We start from the raw sequence: 16,218 nt of genomic DNA on the forward strand, positions 1-16,218 counted from the left end.
TTAAGCTATCCCTCAGAGTGACAAAGGTATGAAGAAGATCTTGATTGTGGATGATGAACCTAATATTCGCATTTTGCTCGAACAAACCCTAGAAGATCTTGAAGATGAGGGAGTTGAGTTACTGATTGCAGAAAATGGCCAAGAAGCCCTAGAGGTGATTCAAACCGAAATACCGAATTTGGTTTTTCTAGATGTGATGATGCCCAAAATGAACGGCTTAGAGGTCTGCCGTATGGTTAAACAGGAGTTGGGTTTAATGCAGGTTTACATCATCATGCTCACGGCAAAGGGGCAAGAGTTTGATAAACAAAAAGGGCAGGAAGTCGGCGCAGATTTATATATGACAAAACCATTTCGTCCCAAGGATATCCTTGCTAAGTCCAGAGATGTGATTGGCTTGTAATCATGCCACGATCGCGATCCTCAATCCCTCAAAACTCTCTCCTGTCGGGTGAGTTCTTCCGGCTCCTCGTGGGAGAAGGGCGATTGATATGCTGATTAAAAACTATAGCGATCCTAAATCAATCGGAGATCAGATCTCCTCATCAACAAGGGGCTTAAGCCCCTTGCCTGTTCATGAATCAAATGGGATTGCTATATATAACCACGGAAGAGAAAAAAATATTGCAGCATGAACTCAAGTAAGCTGATCAGCTTATTCTGTTCCTGGGCAGTGGCGATCGCGCTGCGAATGTCTTTAATCCCGGCTAAAACGGCGTTTAGGCTGATGAAATGGGCTTTGGTGGTGTTGGCGATAATCCGGGCGAGGGTGGTTTTGCCGGTTCCCGGTGGGCCATAGAAAATCAGGGACGAGATCTGATCGAGGGCGATCGCTCGTCGCAGCAAACGACCCGGCGCAATAATATGCTCTTGCCCCACATAGTCATCCAGGGTTCGCCGTCGCATCCGGTCAGCAGCAGGGGGTTACTCTTTCCCCGCGATCGCCGCTGCTCCTTGGCGCGATCGCACCTCCAAATGCACCAGCAACGCATTCACATCCGCCGGATTCACCCCACCAATCCGCGACGCTTGGCCCACCGTTAAGGGGCGCACCTTTGCCAACTTTTCGCGGGACTCCATCGAGAGGGTAGAGATGGCGAAATAATCGAGATTTTCCGGGAGTTTTCGGTTCGCACTGCGGGCCACTTGGTCGATTTGGGTTTGTTGGCGTTGGATATAGCCCGCATATTTAATCTCGATTTCCGCACCTTCTTTTTCTGCCTTGTTTAGCTCCGAATTACCTAGCCCGTAGCGTTCCAAATCGGCGTAATGAATCCCCGGCCGTCGGAGTAGATCCGCGAGGGCGATCGCGCCTTTAATCTTTTGGTTGGTGTCCGCCATAATCTGCTGACCCGTCGGCTCATGTTCTTTAACCCGATTAGACGCGAGACGATCTTTTTCGGCGGTAATATTCGCATATTTACGTTGGAAAAGATCCCAGCGGCGATCGCAAATCAAGCCAATGTCACGGCCCAACGGTGTTAATCGATAATCCGCATTATCCGATCGCAAAATGAGCCGATATTCTGACCGCGAGGTCAGCATCCGATAGGGTTCGCGCAGGTCTTTCGTACACAAATCATCAATCAGTGTGCCGATATAACTCTGTTCACGGGGGAAAATAATCATCTCTTTTCCTTGGGCAAAGCGCACCGCATTCACCCCCGCCACGAATCCCTGGGCCGCTGCTTCTTCATAGCCCGTCGTGCCGTTAACTTGACCCGCCGAAAACAGCCCCTCAATTTTTTTCGTCATTAACGTCGGGTAACATTGCGTCGCCGGTAAATAGTCATATTCCACCGCATAGGCAGGGCGCAACATCGTGCAGGTTTCCAACCCTGGTAAGGTGCGCAATAGCTCTAATTGCAATGTTTCCGGCAATCCCGTCGAAAAGCCTTGAATATATAATTCCGGAATGTCGCGCCCTTCTGGTTCAATAAAGATTTGGTGCGATTCTTTATCCGCAAAGCGCACAATTTTATCTTCAATTGACGGACAATAGCGCGGCCCTTTCGAGTCAATAAAGCCGCCATAAATCGGCGTTAAATGCAAATTATCCCGGATTAATTGATGGGTGGCCGCCGTGGTGCGCGTCAGGTGACAATTCATCTGCTCCCGCTCGATCCACACCTCCGGATCAAAACTAAACCAGCGCACCTCTTCGTCTGGGGGTTGCACTTCCATGACGCTAAAATCTACACTGCGGCGGTCAACCCGCGCCGGTGTGCCCGTTTTGAGGCGATCGGTTTCAAAGCCCATCCGGTTTAGGGTTTCCGTCAAGCCCACGGCGGCAAATTCTCCCGCTCGGCCTGCTGGCATCGATTTATTCCCAATCCAAATCGTGCCGCCGAGGAATGTGCCTGTGGTCAACACCACCGCCCGCGCTGCAAAGCAGGTTCCGAAATAGGTCTGCACGCCTAGCACTTCATCATTGGGGCCGAGAATTAAATCCGTGGCCATGCCTTCGCGGATCACTAAATTTTCTTGATTTTCCACAACGCGGCGCATCACTTGGGCATATTCCCGCTTATCGGTTTGGGCGCGGAGGGCCCAAACGGCGGGGCCGCGGGAGGAGTTTAAGACCCGTTTTTGGAGATAGGTGCGATCGCTCATTTTGCCGATCTCGCCCCCCAATGCATCGATCTCGTGGGTGAGTTGCGATTTCGCCGGGCCACCCACCGCCGGATTGCAGGGCTGCCAGGCAATCTTATCCAGATTCAAGGTCAACATCAACGTCCGACACCCCAACCGCGCCGCCGCCAATGCTGCCTCACAGCCAGCATGGCCAGCACCAATGACGATGACCTCAAATTCATCTTGAAAGTCCACGGGGGTTGCAACAGTCATGGCGACAAACAATACAGATCAGTCCCCTATTGTAGCGAGATTTTCCCCGGCCCTGGCTATGATTTCACCCGTGCAAGGCGGTCGGATGGCAGACAGCGATCGCCAATCGAAATACAATATAATGTCAAAAGTACAGTGGAGAATACATTCATGACAACACAGCGAATCTCTCCCGTTACCATGAAAATCCTGAGTGAAGGTGAAGAAGTTCTCAATTTTTGGCCGACAGATTTAGGCTATCGAATTGTGATCAAAAATGCCAATGGTGAAGTATCATTGCATTCCGTCCGGCTTGATGAACAGCAAATTCCTCGCCTTGACTTAGAACCTGAATTAATCATTACTCGCAAAGATGATCTGCATGACGGGCCTGAAATTCAGACTGAAATCAATACGCCCGATGGCATGATCAAAGTGACATCATTTTAGGATAATGGATTGTCAACCATGACTCAACCTGAAAAAAGAGATCGTGCTATCCATGTTCGCATTGATCGTCTGACTGAATCGGAGCAAGAGCAGATTTCCTCTGAAATTAAACGCGCAAAAAAAAGAATTGCACCCGACTCACGGGGAACAATCGTTGAAGGGAGTATGCAATCACTCCCGGCACAAAACTCGCAGTCACTAGACTCTGAAGAATAATTACAACTTCACGCCCTTCCTGAATTTGATTTTGAGCATGAGTTTATGGCAAAAAAAAGACCCTATGAGCATCGTAAGGTTCAAAAAGAGGTGAAAGACATTGAAATGTATCAATGCATTGTTTGTAATATGGTTGATGCCAAAGCTCACGGCCATCATTTAATTCCTTACAGGGAAGGGGGAGCAGCCAATTTACAAAATATGGTGACAATGTGCCCTGATTGTCATCGTCGATATCATGCCGGAACACTCAATATTGATATTGAACGTTTTTAGGTTCAGGGGTAATGAAACTACCGTATATAGCAAAGAGAGACTAGGTTAGGACATTCAATCAGCGCACCCTGAGCTTGTCGTTGGCGAAGCCTCCCGTAGGGATTAGGTAAAGCGGCCGGGCTATCTCCTGGGTCGGCGCTGCGCGAACGACAGGCTCAGCCCTCGGCTATAAATGTCCTAAGCAGCAACATCATTGCTATAACCGATAGCGTTATCATGACCGATGAAAATTCTACCGCTCTCCTCAGACGAAATATTAAGGGAAATCGATGAATTTCGTGATTTTAAGAAGTGCTATTCACTGCACTAGATCACGTCACATTGATGCCGAATTTATGGAGGAGTTGGGGGAGATGATCATCGAGGGTTTGGATGTGGTGGTCGGTGAGTTCGATGAGTTTGAAATGGTGGGTTTGATAAAGGGCTTGTTTTTCGGTTTTGCGCTTTTGGTAGGCTGGGTCATCGAGGTAGCCCCAGTATTCGATGTAGACTTTGCAGGAGGGAATATAAAAGTCGCAATACACCTCCGCTTCAATGGGTAAACGACGCTCGTAGGCGTGGACAATTTCCGCCATGTAAAGCCAATTATCAATCATCACTTCGGCTTTGGAACGTACCCAATGACCATCGGTGGTGCGAAATTTTGCACCGCTGCGGAAGGCTTCACGGAAGTTAGAGTCAGTCTGACGGGTTGGGGTGGCAGGGTTGAGAATGAGGGAAGGGGGTTCGGATTGGGGGGTGGGGTCTGGGCTGGAATCGGGTGCGGCGAGACTGGCTTCGTATTGGTTTTTTAAACTGGTGAGAAAGATGCGATTTTCGAGAATTTGAGCGTCCCAGAGGACGTAGGATTTTCCGGTTTTGGGGTGGCGGTGTTGGGTGGCTCCGAAGGCGAAACCCCGCTCGGTGGCAACCCAGCCGTGCCCCTCTTTTTCCAGGAGACCGAGTTCAGAAAAGAGGCGATTTACGGCATTGCGGTGAATGGTTTGGCCTTGGCTTTGGAGGATTTTACTGATCTGGGTAGCGGTGAGGCGATCGGGGGTGGACGATGGGGGGTCAATGGTGGGGGTGGGTTTCGCGATCGCCCGTTCTCGCCTTGGTTTAGTGGGTTTGGATACAGCTTGGTTTTTTTTCCAGCAGGAATAACAGAAGGGATGATCGGGGTTTTTAACGAGGTTGGTACAACCGGGAGTGGAGCAGGGTTTCATCGGACAGTAGAGAAACAAAATAACGAAGATAGGATACAGTGCGATGGGGGTTAATCGTCCATTTGCCAGGGTTGGGTGAGGTTGCCTTCGTCGAGGATGCGTTTGGGGCGGAGGATGAGGACGATTTGGCCGAGGATGGGGACGGTGGGGGCTTCGCTGAACCAGTGCATTTCGGCGCGATCGCCCTGATCCGTGAGCCAATAGGCGTTGCTGTGCCAGTCTTGAACGGCGCGATCGACAATTACCACCACCTCTTCGGTGGGGCCGTCGGGGGCGTTGGGGAGTTCGTCGCTGCGGCAGAGAATTGCGATCGCATCTTGGGCCTTGAGCACCGCTTGCCAACCGGGAATTGGCACACATTGCGTTGGGGTTGTGATCGTCGCAATTCGGAACGGTTCAATTTCTTCAATTGCCGCCACACCCTGGACTTGGGCCGCCGTCAGGGGCATTTGACCCGCAACGGGGATGAGGCGGGGGAGTTCGTCTTCTTGTTCTAAGCGAAAGAGGGGGAGGAGGGGCGCTCGCTGCATGGGGGTGACGGTGAAGTCACTGAGGAGGGCTTCAATTTGGCGGCGGGCACTGTCGGAATGGGCGAATTTTAACCCCTGGGCGATGAGGCGCGATCGCTCCTGAAGATCTTTCTTGGCCCGCGCCAACCGCCAGGCTTGATAGGCCACCGCATCTCCCGGATGGGTCGTGAAGCCGGTGGGAATCGTGCCGGACTTGCCAAAGGCTTTCATGGCTTGGGCCAGTTGCCGCGCTTCATCCACATCTAAACGTTTTTCCATGGCCAACGCCGCAGCGGCCAGGCGTTGGGACTGATTTAAAACCCGCAATTCATAAAGCACATCGCTGCGCGGCCCTTGGCAATAGGTTAAAAGATCGGCGGCGGCTTCCTGTTGGACGAGACTGTCGAAGACTTGGGCGGCCACAATGGTCAGGTTTTGATAGGCGGCCTCAATCCCCGTTTCTGAAAAAATACTTTGGGCAGAATAGCCCGCTTTTTGCAATTGTTGACAGCCTTTGCCCCAATCGACCCAACTGCCTTCCTTGCGTCGGAGTTGCTGCAAGAGGGTTTTGATTTCGTCGTCACTGAGGGGCGTGCTTTGGGGAGAAAATTGCATGGTCATTCTGTGAGGAGGCTCCAGATCCGATCATACCCTGTGGCGGGGAGGGATTCGCGGGGACTAGGGGGAGGGATTGTTGGAGATGGGGCGAATGTTGGTGGGGGTCTGGTCTTGGATGAATTCGGAGGCGGCGGGTTTGAGACGATAATCGAGCCAGAAAAAACTACTACCAAAGAGGGCGATCGCCCCCACGAGACAGCCCGCCAACATCCGCACCCGCGATCGCAACTGTGCCATTTCGAGGCGATAGAGGGTCATTTCCCGGCGATAGGTGAGGGCTGTTTGGGGGGGTAAGGCGTTCAAGTCCCCTAACGCTGCTAGTTCTTGGGCGGCGGCGATGTCGATGGTCTGTAGCGGCGGGTCGGGTTCCGGTTCAAACAACACCAGGGAATGGAGCCACTTGGTAATTAACTGCGCACCATTTTTCTGAAACCACCACATTCCCACGCGGCGGGCCACGGGGCGCGACCCCCAAAAGATGGAGCGGAGAACGGGATGGAGCGATCGCATCTGGATGTGATGGTGCAAAATATTCGCCGTGCCGATGCTGTAGATGCGATCGAGGATGTATTTCACGGTGACATCTTCCCGCTCAACCAATTGCTGCAAGGTCAGCGCGATATCCCGCACATTTTCCTGTTCCTGTTGTTCCTGTTCTGGCGATTTAGCACCGGGCACAATCGACTTCCTCGCATTGGGTTTTGCAGCATTAGACTCTACTCCCTAGGCTATTGATATTTTTCGGGGCTGTCAATTTTCCTGTTACAGGACTTTGCAAACCCTTCCCAGAATGCGGTATCACTGAGGACTAGCACCCTTGTTGCCGATTTTAGAATTGATCATCAAAATCATCGAATTCATTAGTTTTTAAGGACGGGTATGGATCATGTTGGGTAAATTTTCGTTAGCGCGATTTGGGTTAGTGGTGGGGGGATTGCTGACCCTCGGCGGATTTGTGGCCTATGGGTTGGGCAAACCAACGTTAAATTTAATTGGGTTTTTCTATGGGATTCCGGTGTTGTTGGGGGGGTTAGCACTGCGGGCGGCGGAATTGCGCCCCACGCCCTACCGGGAAGCCACACCGCCAGAGATTGAAGCCCTGCGCGATCGCCAAGCCACCGCCACCCAAAATCAAATTCGCAAGGATGTCACTCGCTACCGTTACGGCCAAGAGGCTCATTTAGACGAATCCCTCGAACGCTTGGGCCTGAGTCCGAGTGATGATGAGCGGCCCATTTTACAGTCGTTGTTAGAGACGGAAATTGATGGGGCCTATGCCTTGGTGTTGGAATTTAGTTCGCCCTTTGTGGGGCTGGAGATTTGGCAGGAGCGGCAGGAAGCGATCGCGAAATTCTTCGGCCCCGATATTCGTGTCACCCTCGAACCCGATCCCGACGATGAAGATGGGGTTTTTGTGGCCTTAATCGCGACCCCGCCCGCTGCCGTCTCGGCCACGGAGGCCTAACCCCCTGATCCCAGCATCCAGATCCGGATCGTCTTATCCTCCGATCCGGTGACGAGCCACTGTTCGCGGCGATGGAACGCGATCGCAGTCACCGCCCCAGCATGGCCCGTCAAGGTTTGCACCGTTGTCCCCGTGCCCGGATGCCAGAGGGTGATCGCGCCGTCATCATGGCCACTGATGCAGAGATTGCCTTGGGGATGGATCGCGATCGCAGTCATGCCCGCTCCAACCGATTGCCAGGACTGTACCGCTTGACCCGTCTGCACTTGCCACACCCGGATCGTCCCGTCGAGGCTGCCACTGTACAGCAATTGCCCGCTAGGACTGAAACAGAGGGCGGTGACGGTGTGATCATGGCCCGTCAGGGTGTGGCGCAGGGTTCCGGTTTGGCCGTCCCAGAGGTTAATCCTGCGATCGGCGCTGCCACTGGCGAGGATCTGACCCGTTGGGCTGAGTTGCATGGATGCGATCGCACCTTCATGGCCTGTTAAGGTGTGGTGAAGGGTTCCCGTGGCCCGCTCCCACACCTGAATTACCCGATCCGCTCCCCCACTGGCCACCCGCTGCCCATCGGGCCACACCACCAACGCAGTCACCCATCCCGGATGGAGTTGATGCACCGCCACGGTTTCGCCCCCCTCCCAACAGCGCACCGTATAGTCCCAACTGCCACTCAGCCACTGCTCCGTGCGCGGCACATATTGCACCGCCGTCACAATGCTGCGATGGCCAGGATAGTCTTGGGCGATGGGGTTGAGGGTATCGGCATCGAGAAACCACGATCGCACCCGACAGTCCGCGCCGCCGCTGAGGATTTGGGGCAAAACGGGATGAACAGCGATCGCGTTCACACTCCCTCCTCCCGTTAAGATCTGCCGACAATGCCAACCGGGGCGCGTTGTCACCGCATCCGGTGGCGAGAGGATAATCGTCGGCAGGGTTTGGCCCGGATGGAGTGCCCCATAAACCGCCGCTGCTGAGGAGAAGCGATCGCTCGGAGTCTCCGCCACCAAGCGAGTCAACACCGCCACCAACACCGCCAACGCTTCATCCTGTGGCTGGGTTAAATAGTCCGTCCATCGCGCCAATCCCCCCAAACCGCTGATCAGATCAAAAGGCTGCACCCCCGTCAACAGATGAATCCCCACCAACCCCACACTATACAGATCACTGGCTGGAATCGCCCGACCCCGCAACTGTTCCGGCGCAATATAGGCCGCCGATCCTACCACCGTTCCCGTCGTTGCTAGGGCTGTTTTTCGCGTCACCGTCGCCGCGCTGAAATCCAGCAGCATCAAGGTTCCATCCGGTTGGCGGCGCAGGTTTTGGGGGTTAATGTCCCGGTGAATTAAGCCGTGCTCGTGGAGGACTTGCAAGAGGGGCAAAATGTCATCAAGAAACTGCACCACCTGCGCCACCGTGCCGGATTCTTGATCGATGGGCGTGCCGGTGATGAAGTCTTGGATCAGGGTGGGGCGAAAATTGGCGATCGCCGGAGCCGTCTCAAAATAGTCCAGAATACGCGGCAACTGGGGATGTTCGCCCCAAGGTCGCAACTGATCAACCACCGATTGCACCTGCTCCGGATCACGTTCAGCGATCTGTTTGAGCAAACAGGCCGACGCTGGCTCTGGCGCAAGGCAATCCTGGCCGCGAAAGGTGCGCCCCTGGCCCCCCGCGCTGAGGTCTTCCAGGGCAATGTAGCGATCGCCCAGCCGCAACGACGACCCACAGCCCACACAAAAGCGATGGTGGGGCGCATTCTCTCGGTGGGTACATTGGGGATTGAGGCACAATGCCATAGCAAGCTGGAGGTGCGATCGCTTCTAGTATGCCATTGTCCGGCCGTGGGGCGATTATGCGATCGGTTCCACCGTATGCAGCAACCTATGAACCGTCTGGAGTAATTGGCGCGGCTTAAAGGGTTTGCACAGATAGGCATCCGCCCCTTGATCCAGCCCCTTGGATTGTGCCGTGAACGAATCCTGTGTTGAGCAGAGAATCACTTGAATATCTTGGGTGCGGCGATTATTTTTCAAAAACCGACAAACTTCATAGCCATTGAGATGGGGCATCACCACATCCAAAATAATCATATCCGGTAGCTCTTTGCGCACCTCTTTCAGGGCATCTAAACCATTGCCCACCGCTGTCACCGTGAACTGTTGAGTCATCAACCAATGGGCAATCAAATGACGCTGAGTACGGCTATCTTCCACGACAAGGATATGAGCCATCGAGTCCCTAGACCAAAATGTGAATTACATAACAGCATCCGAACCTAGCCCAAACTATCAGGGATAATTCGGTGCATGATCCAGCGATGAACCCTAATCTGCATCGTCGGCGCAATGATTTGCGCGTGATTGTATCTTTCAGTTTACCCTAGGTGAATGATCCCAGAAGCCCTGAAATTGCTTGGGAACAGTCTAAGCGAATACCCTGAAAACAGCCTCAGCCGAATGACTCAACCTCGACCAGCCGTGCGAGATATCGCGTTGAAAACACACAAAAACTTATCAATCTTGATTGTCATTCCCCTGCGTCGCGTTACGGATTATCAACACAATGCTCGTCTGTTGACCCCAAAACAAGAGGTCAGACAATCACATCGTGATTGAAAGTGACCCTAGTGCCGAGTCAACGCTAAGAATGAGGATACCCGTAGGGTGCTGAAGCGCGAAGCGTAACGCACCGCCACGTTGAGTTTCAGACTAGAGCAGTGTTTCTAAGGTTGGATTGCCCTGCATTTGTTTGAGCATTGCTTTAATGTCTTGGGTGCGACTTTTATGAACGATTAGCGTGGCATTGCGATCGCGCACCACCACCACATCTTCTAGGCCGATGGTCACCACCACCTCATCCGGGCTGCTGTTGTAGATAATCGCCCCCGTGGTATCTGCGCCCAAATGTTGGCCAATCACCACATTCTCGCCCTGTTTTTCGTTCAACCGTTCCAAGGCATTCCAATCACCGAGATCATCCCAGCCAAAATCAGCGGGCAATACATAGGCCAACTGGGTTTTTTCCATCAAGGCATAATCAATACTCTTCTTGTCCAAGGTTCCGTAGGCCGCTTTACCCTGACTGCGGAGGGGTTCGAGAATTTCGGGGGCGTGCTGGGCGAGTTCTGCGAGCACCACGGCGGCGCGGAAAATAAACATGCCGCTATTCCAGCTAAACCGGCCCGTATTGATAAACTCCTGAGCCGTGGCCGCGTCGGGTTTTTCCGTGAAGCGCGACACCTTGAACACCGCAAGATCCCCATGGGTTCCGGCGCGATCGCCCTGCTCAATGTAGCCGTAACCCGTGGAGGCATAACCCGGTTGAATCCCTAGGGTGACGATCGCAGCTTGACTCGTGGCCAATGCCCCCGCTGCGGCTAGGGTTTGTTGATATTTGGCTTGATCCCCAATCCAATGATCCGCCGGGAAAAAGCCGATCAACGCCTCCTCACCGTACCGTTTCGCAATCTCCAAGGTGGCCCAGGCCACAGCGGGGGCGGTGTCGCGGCCCTCAGGCTCCACAAGTAAATTCGCCTCCGGCAGTTCCGGCAACTGTTCGCGCACCCCATCGGCCACCAACGCCGAGGTAATCACCCACAGTTGATCCCAGCCTCCCGCCATCGGCAGCAGGCGATCTGCTGTGGCTTGTAAGAGACTGCGATCGCTCCCATCTAAACAGAGAAATTGCTTCGGACGGTGGCGACGGCTCAGCGGCCAAAATCGCTCCCCCTTCCCCCCTGCCAAAATCACCGGAATTAAAGATTGAGTCATAACTAAACGCGCCGTTCTCGAATGCTCCCATCCTAGCCTTTCGGGAGTCGTCCACTAGTTGCGATCGCCGGGAAATCTCGAAAAAAAATCCGGAAACAATTCGCAACCAACGCTATAATGCGCCATGAGTAGCAATTTTTCTCGGTATCTAGTGTGTCTGTCATCGTTGATGTCCCTAGAGAACTGAATTGTGGTGGTGAGGTTAAGTGTGAATAACAGCGTGAAAAGCCGTTCTCAAGATAGGACTAGTGTGATCACAAGCGATAAAGTCAGTTCTGGGTCCGATCAACAGACCACCGAGGTATCAACTCCAGTCAAACCATCCCCCCAGACCCGCCCCGCCATTCCAGTGGGTAAACGGATACTCTGGAGCAGTGCATTTTTAATCACAGCCAGTATTTCGGCAACTGTCGGGGCCACCGTTGCCATGGTCAGTCCCCTCCCCTCCGCCTTAAAAATGTTCAACGTCACGGATGAAATCGCCGCCGCTGGCCCCTCTCACAGCGAAGCTGCATCGTCCCAGCATGGGCAAATTCCGGCCATGTTCGAGTATAAAATCGAACGCCCGGTCAATATCTTAGTCATGGGAATCGATCGCGTCCCCGATGCTGAAGTAGGCAGCGAGGAAGCCTTTGAAGGCCATACGGACACCATGATTCTGATGCGCTTCGACCCGACGGATCAATCCGTGCGGATGTTGTCTGTGCCCCGCGACACCCAAGTCTTTATCCCCGATGTGGGGACAACCAAAATCAATGCTGCCAATGTCTACGGCGGCGCAGGGCTGGCGATGGATGTGGTGGGCGAAACCCTCAATGGGGTCACCATCGATCGCTATGTGCGAGTCACCAATGATGCGTTTCGGGAATTGGTGGATCTCGTCGGTGGAGTTGAAGTCTTTGTGCCGCGGCCCATGGTCTACGAGGACAAAACCCAGGGGTTAACCATTGATCTGCGCAAAGGTTGGCAAACCCTAGACGGCGACGAGGCGGAACAGTTTGCCCGGTTCCGGATGGATGAATATGGTGATATTGGCCGGGTGCAACGGCAACAGGTGCTGCTCAAGGCGATGCGCGAACGGCTTCAGAGTCCGGCGGTGTTGCCGCGCTTGCCGAAGGTGGTGCAGCGGATGCTGTCCTTTGTGGATACGGATTTGAGCATGGAAGAATTGCTCGCCTTGGTCAACTTTGGGATGGCGTTGGACAAAGAAGCGGTGAAAATGGTGTTGCTGCCGGGTCGTTTTAGCGAGGAATTTGAGTTTGAAGGGGTGAGCTATTGGATTATGTCCCATCCGGGACGCGATCGCGTCATGCAAGACTTCTTTGAAGTGGAACCGGGCTATGACATGGGCGATCGCTCCCTCCAATCCGTGCGCATCGGCCTGCAAAACGCCACCAGTGATCCAGACCTCCTCACCCAAGCCGCCGACCACCTCGCAGCACAGGGTTTTCGCAATGTCTTTTATTCCCAGTCCAAATCGCCCCGTCTCCTGCGCCAAAGTGAAATCATTGTGCAACAGGGCAACACCGATGCCGCCGATGCGATCCAAGATGCCCTTGGTTTTGGGGTCATCCAAGCCGATTCAACGGGGGATCTCGCCTCAGAAATTACCATTCGGGTAGGGTCTGATTGGTTTGATCAACTCCCTGCCGCCCAGGAGTCAACAGACGAGGAATCATGAAGCAAGGGTTACGACGGCTAATCATCGTGGTACTGCTGGGGGTGCTCACCCTCGGCTGGTGGTTGTTAGAGGCACAACCGGCCTGGGCTGCGCCGCCCCGTGACCCCAATGCCAATGCCGTGAACTATACCCTCACGGATGTCAGCGGCCGCGATTTTTCGGGGCAAAATCTGGCGGGGTCATCCTTTGCCGGGGCAGAAGTGCGGCAGGCGAATTTTCACGCAGCGAACCTATCGGGATCAATTCTCACCAAAGCGGTGTTTGAGGAATCGGATCTTTCCGGGGCCAACCTGAATAAAAGTTTTGCCGATCGCGTCACCTTCAATGGTGCGGATCTCACCAACGCGATTTTCACCGAAGCGATCGCCACCAGCACCCACTTTTACCAAGCCACGATCACCGGAGCCGACTTCACCGACACCATCCTCGATCGCTACGAAATCGTCCAACTCTGCAAACGCGCCAGTGGCACGAATCCCACCACCGGAGTCGCCACCCGCGACAGCCTCAACTGTCGTTAACCCATCTCATCAACATCATCATGAAACAACTAGGGAGTGAGACGCTCCCACTCCGGTCAGATCAGAGGATTTAAGGAGTGCGGGCATCTTGCCCGCTAGCAGTTAAAATATGCCATGACACGACAAGCTTGACTGAGTACAGGACAAAAAATCAGGCTTGGGCTGAAACCCTGATGATTTCCTAGGTTGGGTGGAACAATCGCAAAACTCAACACACTCCATCAACATCCATAGTCTGTCGTGCGGGCATCTTGCCCGCTGGGATCAGACACAATAGGGAGCAGGATGCTCCCACCCCATCAAAATCAGATGCCGCCGTACATTTCAACGTTTGTCTTGTACTCCGAGCCGTAGCTACCCCTGAGCCGTTTGATACAGTTGGGTCATCACCTTCAAGACCGCAGGTGGACGAGAGGTAAAGAGAATGAAAAAGGTGTTGGCCTCGCTAGGTTCATCTATCACCTTGGCGTAGATGTCATCACTACCGGCGGGGTCATCGGGGAGATCGGGGATCGCTAGTTTGAGGTTGGTGAGGGGTTCGGGTTTGGATGCGATCGCATCCCCGTCTAACCGGACTTCAGCCCCCTTTTCCGAAAGCTGCACCAACTGACCCTTCGTCTGTTCCGTGCTGATATGTTTGCCATCGAGAGCCGTGAACAGCATCATTAAGGGTTCGGCCAGGGGGCGATAGTCTTCCTTTACCTTGGGCAGATAGAGGTTGTAGGGCGCACCGATGCCGCCGATTGTGTAGATTGTGATCGGATTTTTCACCCCCTTCGGCATTACTTCCATCGTGCCGTCGATTTGGATATCCGCCCCGGCTTCCTTCAGGGTGGGTTCTGAGGTAAGGACTTGGCCGCCCGTGGTGTAGGACTCGATCCGATAGGTGAGGTTGACTTGAGAGCCGACAACGCCGTATTTTGTGCGCTTTTCGGAACCGATATTCCCCACCACCACTTCGCCGGTATTGATCCCGATGCCCATTTCTAACTTCGGCAGGCCCCAGGCTTCAATCTGCACATTGATTTCCGTCATCGCCAACTGCATCGCGATCGCACAGGCGATCGCCCGCCGCGCATCATCCTCCCGTTCCGTCGGCGCACCGAACAGCACCAAAATCCCATCCCCCATAAATTCATCAATCGTGCCTTGATATTGGGTGATGATGTCCGCCATATAGCTCAGGTAGAAGTTGAGAATCTTCACCACTTCTTCCGGGGGGAGCCGTTCCGATAATGCAGTAAAGCCCCGTAAATCTGACGTGAGGATCGTAATCTTGCGCCGTTCGCCCCCCATTTTCAGCCCTTCGGGGTTTTCCAGCAGCGTTGACACCACCTCGGCGGTAAGGTAGCGGCCAAAGGTACGCCGAATATCCCCCGCCGTCCGCGCCACATAGGCCGTAATTCCCACCGTCGCGGCCACGAAACCCAGCAACGGCGGCACAACGGGAATCCACCAGGACTGCATCAACGCCCCATAACTACTGCCGATCAACAGCACCGCCGCGCCCCCTTGCACCGAGACCACTTTAAGAATCCCAACGCGGGTTTTTTCCACATGACGCAGGAGCCAAGCCGTAACAGCCCCGGCACTGATCCAGAAGACAATCCAGAGGATTTCGAGGGGTTCGGGCCAGGTGCGGATCAAGGCGCGATCGTCTAAGACGGCGCTGAGAAGTTGGCTCGTCATTTGGGCGTGAACTTCCACCCCCGGCATCGGTTCCGGGGAGGCGAGTAAATAGTTACCGTAGGGGGTCATGAATTGATCGCGGGCCGTCGCGCCCACGGCCCCGACGAGGATGATCCGATCCGTGGCCCAGCCATCGGGCAAGTTCCCCTCTAACACAGTGGAAAAGGAAACACGCTCAATGGTTTGCGCCCCACCTTGGTAGTTGAGCAAAATTTGATAACCGCCGTCATCGGTGCGAATATAGCCGCCATCGTAGCGTTGGAAGGGTTTTAAGACGGTTTCGCCAATTTGCCACCAATTGTCTGTATCCGGGGCAATGTCGATCAATTTGCCCTCTGCTTCGAGGTAACGTCCGGCGAGGAAAAGGCTCAGGGTGGGGATGATCTCGCCCTCTGGGGTTTGCACATTCACCAAGGCACGACGTACCACCCCATCGGAATCGAGGATCACATCATTGGCACTGACTTGGCCGCGTTCTTGGAGGGCGGGAGGGGGATCGACGGTTTCGAGTTCGCTATCCCCGGCGACTTTTTGAATGCCGATCAGGTTGGGGGTGGTTTCAAAGATTGCGATGAGGTCTTCGGAGCCGGGATCGATGGGTTGATCGCGATAGTCATCGAGGCCAATGACGCGGGGATTTTGTTGGCGGAGTTCGCGGATCACTTCGGCATAATACCCGTCGGGAATGACTACTTTGCCGAGGTTGCGATAGTCGTCTTCGGTCATGCCGACGATCGCAATCCGATCATCGGGGGGTTCGACGGGCCGCAGCCGCATGAATTGATCATAAACCGCTAACTCCCAGCCCTGAAGCAGGCCCGCCCACCGCACGAGAATCACTAACAATGAAGCGGAGGGGGCGGCGACGACAACCCCACGCCAATGCCACAGGTTTTTTTTAAGCTGAGTCCAAGTCATGGCGGCTGAGTTGCGCGGGTTCTATTTCATCAAAACAAGAGACGATGCGATCGCATCATCTCTGATCT

The 16,218-nt window shown here is 54.1% G+C and carries 16 protein-coding genes and 1 pseudogene; 7 read left to right on the forward strand and 10 right to left on the reverse strand.

Annotation, left to right across the window (positions count from 1 at the left end; genetic code table 11):
* Positions 1 to 28: 28 nt before the first annotated feature.
* Positions 29 to 403 carry a response regulator gene (locus SPI6313_RS13825; protein ID WP_072621524.1) on the forward strand — a complete coding sequence of 125 codons (375 nt, stop codon included), beginning with the start codon at positions 29 to 31 and terminating at the stop codon, positions 401 to 403.
* Positions 404 to 654: 251 nt separating this feature from the next.
* Here SPI6313_RS13825 and SPI6313_RS13830 read toward each other — a convergent pair.
* Both SPI6313_RS13830 and mnmG read right to left on the reverse strand, forming a co-directional pair.
* Positions 655 to 921 (reverse strand): annotated as a pseudogene (locus tag SPI6313_RS13830) (AAA family ATPase); the annotation flags it as partial.
* A 3-nt stretch (positions 922 to 924) separates the two neighbouring features.
* Positions 925 to 2,847 (reverse strand): tRNA uridine-5-carboxymethylaminomethyl(34) synthesis enzyme MnmG, encoded by a 1,923-nt coding sequence (mnmG, locus tag SPI6313_RS13835; protein WP_072621525.1) that lies wholly within the window; start codon positions 2,845 to 2,847, stop codon positions 925 to 927.
* A 150-nt stretch (positions 2,848 to 2,997) separates the two neighbouring features.
* Here mnmG and SPI6313_RS13840 point away from each other — a divergent pair, with 150 nt between their 5' ends.
* Genes SPI6313_RS13840 through SPI6313_RS13845 form a run of 3 tightly spaced genes read left to right on the forward strand, consistent with a single transcriptional unit; the run spans position 2,998 to position 3,768 of the window.
* Positions 2,998 to 3,276 carry a hypothetical protein gene (locus tag SPI6313_RS13840; protein WP_139276644.1) on the forward strand — a complete coding sequence of 93 codons (279 nt, stop codon included), beginning with the start codon at positions 2,998 to 3,000 and terminating at the stop codon, positions 3,274 to 3,276.
* Between the two features lie 18 nt (positions 3,277 to 3,294).
* Positions 3,295 to 3,492, forward strand: a complete 198-nt coding sequence (locus tag SPI6313_RS22980) for a hypothetical protein (protein WP_139276645.1) — start codon at positions 3,295 to 3,297, stop codon at positions 3,490 to 3,492.
* A gap of 45 nt (positions 3,493 to 3,537) precedes the next feature.
* Positions 3,538 to 3,768 (forward strand): HNH endonuclease, encoded by a 231-nt coding sequence (locus SPI6313_RS13845; RefSeq protein ID WP_072621527.1) that lies wholly within the window; start codon positions 3,538 to 3,540, stop codon positions 3,766 to 3,768.
* A gap of 311 nt (positions 3,769 to 4,079) precedes the next feature.
* Here SPI6313_RS13845 and SPI6313_RS13850 read toward each other — a convergent pair whose 3' ends face one another.
* The 3 genes from SPI6313_RS13850 to SPI6313_RS13860 all read right to left on the reverse strand — a co-directional run bounded on the left by SPI6313_RS13850 (position 4,080) and on the right by SPI6313_RS13860 (position 6,778).
* On the reverse strand, positions 4,080 to 4,973 hold the full coding sequence (locus SPI6313_RS13850) for a PDDEXK family nuclease (protein ID WP_139276646.1): 894 nt from the start codon (positions 4,971 to 4,973) through the stop codon (positions 4,080 to 4,082).
* A gap of 50 nt (positions 4,974 to 5,023) precedes the next feature.
* Positions 5,024 to 6,097 (reverse strand): RuBisCO accumulation factor 1, encoded by a 1,074-nt coding sequence (locus SPI6313_RS13855; protein WP_072623146.1) that lies wholly within the window; start codon positions 6,095 to 6,097, stop codon positions 5,024 to 5,026.
* A gap of 63 nt (positions 6,098 to 6,160) precedes the next feature.
* A complete protein-coding gene (locus SPI6313_RS13860) occupies positions 6,161 to 6,778 on the reverse strand; it encodes a hypothetical protein (protein WP_072621528.1) in 618 nt (205 codons plus the stop codon).
* Positions 6,779 to 6,986: 208 nt separating this feature from the next.
* On the opposite strand from SPI6313_RS13860, the gene SPI6313_RS13865 reads away from it, so the two are divergent.
* Positions 6,987 to 7,565, forward strand: coding sequence for a DUF2854 domain-containing protein (locus SPI6313_RS13865; RefSeq protein WP_072621529.1), 579 nt, complete (start codon positions 6,987 to 6,989; stop codon positions 7,563 to 7,565).
* Here SPI6313_RS13865 and SPI6313_RS13870 read toward each other — a convergent pair.
* From SPI6313_RS13870 to SPI6313_RS24470, 4 genes are all read right to left on the reverse strand, one after another.
* Positions 7,562 to 9,367, reverse strand: a complete 1,806-nt coding sequence (locus SPI6313_RS13870; protein WP_072621530.1) for a serine/threonine-protein kinase — start codon at positions 9,365 to 9,367, stop codon at positions 7,562 to 7,564. The genes SPI6313_RS13865 and SPI6313_RS13870 overlap by 4 nt on opposite strands.
* Positions 9,368 to 9,421: 54 nt before the next feature.
* A complete protein-coding gene (locus SPI6313_RS13875) occupies positions 9,422 to 9,802 on the reverse strand; it encodes a response regulator (protein WP_072621531.1) in 381 nt (126 codons plus the stop codon).
* Positions 9,803 to 10,279: 477 nt separating this feature from the next.
* Entirely contained in the window at positions 10,280 to 11,341 is a 1,062-nt protein-coding gene (locus SPI6313_RS13880) for a mannose-1-phosphate guanylyltransferase (RefSeq protein ID WP_072621532.1), read from the reverse strand.
* A 285-nt stretch (positions 11,342 to 11,626) separates the two neighbouring features.
* The gene (locus SPI6313_RS24470; protein WP_245788787.1) at positions 11,627 to 11,770 is read right to left on the reverse strand and encodes a hypothetical protein; all 144 of its coding nucleotides are present in this window, start codon (positions 11,768 to 11,770) and stop codon (positions 11,627 to 11,629) included.
* Here SPI6313_RS24470 and SPI6313_RS13885 point away from each other — a divergent pair.
* Both SPI6313_RS13885 and SPI6313_RS13890 read left to right on the forward strand, forming a co-directional pair.
* Positions 11,769 to 13,022, forward strand: a complete 1,254-nt coding sequence (locus tag SPI6313_RS13885; RefSeq protein WP_245788789.1) for an LCP family protein — start codon at positions 11,769 to 11,771, stop codon at positions 13,020 to 13,022. The two genes, SPI6313_RS24470 and SPI6313_RS13885, sit on opposite strands and share 2 nt — an antisense overlap.
* The gene (locus tag SPI6313_RS13890) at positions 13,019 to 13,543 is read left to right on the forward strand and encodes a pentapeptide repeat-containing protein (RefSeq protein WP_072621534.1); all 525 of its coding nucleotides are present in this window, start codon (positions 13,019 to 13,021) and stop codon (positions 13,541 to 13,543) included. The genes SPI6313_RS13885 and SPI6313_RS13890 overlap by 4 nt, the downstream gene beginning before the upstream one ends.
* A 354-nt stretch (positions 13,544 to 13,897) precedes the next feature.
* Here SPI6313_RS13890 and SPI6313_RS13895 read toward each other — a convergent pair whose 3' ends face one another.
* Positions 13,898 to 16,150, reverse strand: coding sequence for a CHASE2 domain-containing protein (locus SPI6313_RS13895; protein WP_072621535.1), 2,253 nt, complete (start codon positions 16,148 to 16,150; stop codon positions 13,898 to 13,900).
* Between the last annotated feature and the right edge of the window lie 68 nt (positions 16,151 to 16,218).

This window comes from Spirulina major PCC 6313 (assembly GCF_001890765.1).
GTDB classification, from domain to species: domain Bacteria; phylum Cyanobacteriota; class Cyanobacteriia; order Cyanobacteriales; family Spirulinaceae; genus Spirulina; species Spirulina major.

Excerpts from the sequence above, each read along its gene's own strand:
- SPI6313_RS13840 (WP_139276644.1), top strand. The coding sequence starts at position 2,998 with ATGACAACACAGCGAATCTCTCCCGTTACCATGAAAATCCTGAGTGAA.
- SPI6313_RS13845 (WP_072621527.1), top strand. The coding sequence starts at position 3,538 with ATGGCAAAAAAAAGACCCTATGAGCATCGTAAGGTTCAAAAAGAGGTG.
- SPI6313_RS13855 (WP_072623146.1), bottom strand. The coding sequence starts at position 6,097 with ATGCAATTTTCTCCCCAAAGCACGCCCCTCAGTGACGACGAAATCAAA.
- SPI6313_RS24470 (WP_245788787.1), bottom strand. The coding sequence starts at position 11,770 with ATGGCAACGGTGGCCCCGACAGTTGCCGAAATACTGGCTGTGATTAAA.
- SPI6313_RS22980 (WP_139276645.1), top strand. The coding sequence starts at position 3,295 with ATGACTCAACCTGAAAAAAGAGATCGTGCTATCCATGTTCGCATTGAT.
- SPI6313_RS13850 (WP_139276646.1), bottom strand. The coding sequence starts at position 4,973 with ATGAAACCCTGCTCCACTCCCGGTTGTACCAACCTCGTTAAAAACCCC.
- SPI6313_RS13865 (WP_072621529.1), top strand. The coding sequence starts at position 6,987 with ATGTTGGGTAAATTTTCGTTAGCGCGATTTGGGTTAGTGGTGGGGGGA.
- SPI6313_RS13880 (WP_072621532.1), bottom strand. The coding sequence starts at position 11,341 with ATGACTCAATCTTTAATTCCGGTGATTTTGGCAGGGGGGAAGGGGGAG.
- mnmG (WP_072621525.1), bottom strand. The coding sequence starts at position 2,847 with ATGACTGTTGCAACCCCCGTGGACTTTCAAGATGAATTTGAGGTCATC.
- SPI6313_RS13870 (WP_072621530.1), bottom strand. The coding sequence starts at position 9,367 with ATGGCATTGTGCCTCAATCCCCAATGTACCCACCGAGAGAATGCGCCC.
- SPI6313_RS13885 (WP_245788789.1), top strand. The coding sequence starts at position 11,769 with ATGGTCAGTCCCCTCCCCTCCGCCTTAAAAATGTTCAACGTCACGGAT.
- SPI6313_RS13895 (WP_072621535.1), bottom strand. The coding sequence starts at position 16,150 with ATGACTTGGACTCAGCTTAAAAAAAACCTGTGGCATTGGCGTGGGGTT.
- SPI6313_RS13875 (WP_072621531.1), bottom strand. The coding sequence starts at position 9,802 with ATGGCTCATATCCTTGTCGTGGAAGATAGCCGTACTCAGCGTCATTTG.
- SPI6313_RS13825 (WP_072621524.1), top strand. The coding sequence starts at position 29 with ATGAAGAAGATCTTGATTGTGGATGATGAACCTAATATTCGCATTTTG.
- SPI6313_RS13890 (WP_072621534.1), top strand. The coding sequence starts at position 13,019 with ATGAAGCAAGGGTTACGACGGCTAATCATCGTGGTACTGCTGGGGGTG.